Origin of the sequence: Tropicimonas sediminicola (assembly GCF_900188335.1) — a bacterium.
GTDB lineage: Bacteria > Pseudomonadota > Alphaproteobacteria > Rhodobacterales > Rhodobacteraceae > Tropicimonas > Tropicimonas sediminicola.
On the sequence record NZ_FZOY01000029.1, the window covers coordinates 1 to 2,507 of the forward strand.

A 2,507-nucleotide genomic window follows, 5' to 3' on the forward strand; every position below is an offset into this window, starting at 1 on the left:
TGTCAACGGCGGCGCAAAAACCGACCACTGGGCGGAGCAAAAGTCGGCCAGTCTGGGCATGACCGTCGCCTTGGCAAACGTGCTCCTCGTATAGCTGACGGTTGCCAAGGCGCCTTGGTCCGCAAGGACCAAACCTGCTCTTGGTTCAGGACTTCTGCCGGGCCTTGCTTTGTGCCAGCCGAAAGCTGTCGCCGTTCATCTCCAGGATTGAGACATGGTGGGTCAGGCGGTCGAGCAAGGCCCCTGTGAGGCGCTCGGATCCGAAGGTTTCGGTCCATTCATCGAACGGGAGGTTTGAGGTGATCAGGATGGAGCCGCGCTCGTATCGCTGGGAGATCAGTTCGAACAACAGTTCGGCACCGGTCTTGCTGAGAGGTACGAAGCCCAGTTCGTCGATGATCAGGAGTTTCTGTTTCACCAGTTGCTTCTGAAGCCGCAGGAGTTGGCGCTCGTCTCGTGCTTCCATCAACTCGTGAACGATGGCGGCAGCGGTGGTGAAGCGGACTGCCATCCCCTTTTGACAAGCGGCCAGGCCGAGGCCGAGGGCCACGTGGGTCTTGCCGGTGCCGCTGGGACCGAGAGCGATGACGTTCTCGCAGCGGTCGATCCATTCGCAGCGTGCCAGTTCCAGCACCTGCATCTTGTTGAGAGACGGGATTGCCGCGAAGTCGAAGCTGTCGAGGCTCTTGGTTGCTGGGAATTTTGCGGCCTTGATCCGGCGTTCAATCATCCGCCTTTCCCGGTCGATGAGTTCCAGTTCGATCAGACGGGCCAGGAACTGGACATGGTCACGACCCTCGGCAGCACCGAGCCGGGCCTGCTTATCGTATTCCCGCAGGATTGTCGGCAGCTTCAGCTTCTTGAGCTGATGGTTCAGTAGGATCTGCGGCGCTTCCGTCATGTCGCGCCACGGGTTGTCAGGCACATGTAGCTGGCCGCAGATGTCGTCGTTACCGTGGCCCTTGGCAGGAACGGATAGACATCCAGATCGAGCCGGGGTGGTCGCCGTTCGACCCGGCACAGCACCAGGTGCTTCACAGCGTCGAAGCTGATCGCGCCCATCTGGAGCGCCGTCTTCACGGCAGCATGGACCTCGTCCATCTCGAAGGTTTCCAACAGCCGTAGGACCTGCACATATTCGCGCCGTCCCGCCTTGAGCAGGCGCGCCTCCATCAGCCGTTGCAGGGTGGCGAACGCCTTGGGCAGATCCCATCCTGCCAGCGGTGCCGCCTGCTCGAAGGCGCCGATCTTCTTCTCCAGCAATGGCAGGTAATGGATCGGATCGAAGATCATGTCCTCGCGGTCGTAGCTGCGGCCATGCTGCGCGATAACCTCCCCACCACATCCGATCATTACCCGGTCGACATAGGCGCGGATCCAGACATCCCGGTATCCGAAGGCAACCGGCACCGAATAGTCATTGGTCTTGTAGCGCACCAAGGCGAGCGAGTTGACCCGCCCGGACGCCTGGTCACAGGCTTCGAAGGGAGTGACTGGCAGCGGCGCCATCGCCTCCAGATCGCGCTGGAGACGTTCGCCAATCGTCTCGCTGTGCCCGCGCAGCTTGTCATTCTGGCGTTTCCGGCACTGCTCTTCGAGCCAGTCATTGAAGGTGTCCCAGGTCGGGAAGGTCGGGATTGGCACCATGAAGTTGCGACGGGAATAGCCGACCAACCCCTCTACAGCACCTTTGTCGTTGCCCTTCCCAGGCCGCCCATAGCGATCCCGGATCACGTAGTGGGACAGCATCTCGCTGAACAGCTTTGCTCTGCGGCGTGTCCCATCCGGTTCGATCTTCGCCACCAAACAGCGGTCGTTGTCGTAAAGGATCGACTGCGGCACAGCTCCGAAGAACGCGAAGGCGTGGACATGGCCATCCATCCAAGCTTCCGCCGTCGCCGCCGGATAAGCCCGGACATAGCAGGCATCGCTATGCGGCAGATCCAGCGCGAAGAAGTGGGCCTTCTGTTCAACGCCTCCGATCACCACGACCGCTTCGCCAAAGTCGGCCTGGGCATGACCCGGCGTGTGCGTCAGGGGAACGAACACTTCGCGATGCCGCCGACCGTGTTCCCGCACGTAGTCCTTGATGATGGTGTAACCGCCCGCGTACCCGTGCTCGTCACGGAGCCGCTCAAAGATCCGCTTGGCCGTATGGCGCTGCTTTCGAGGGCGCTCCCGATCCTCCGATAGCCACTGATCGATGATCCCGGTGAACCCGTCCAGCTTCGGGCGCTTGATCGGTGCTGAACGCCGGTAACCCGGCGGAACCGAAAACGCCAAGATCTTGCGAACGCTGTCACGAGATATTCCGAAATGCCGGGCCGCTTCACGCTGACTCATGCCTTCCGCGCACGCCAGACGAACCATGCGATACAAATCCACGGTGAAGATCCTCCCGCCCTCCCTCCGTCAAATCAAGAAGGGCAAAGGTGGACGACTTTTACGCCGCCCGCAGCAGGGTCATCCCGCCGCTACCGTGGCCGACTTTCTCACCGCCGTTCTCA

General features: G+C 61.2%; 2 protein-coding genes. Both read right to left on the reverse strand.

All coding sequences use genetic code 11. From position 1 onward, the window contains the following. Nucleotides 1-145: 145 nt before the first annotated feature. Nucleotides 146-901 carry an IS21-like element helper ATPase IstB gene (gene istB / locus CHB86_RS24065; protein ID WP_089235658.1) on the reverse strand — a complete coding sequence of 252 codons (756 nt, stop codon included), beginning with the start codon at nt 899-901 and terminating at the stop codon, nt 146-148. Beyond that, on the reverse strand, nt 898-2,385 hold the full coding sequence (gene istA / locus CHB86_RS24070) for an IS21 family transposase (protein WP_089235659.1): 1,488 nt from the start codon (nt 2,383-2,385) through the stop codon (nt 898-900). Before istA ends, istB begins: the two co-directional genes overlap by 4 nt. Nucleotides 2,386-2,507: the final 122 nt, after the last annotated feature.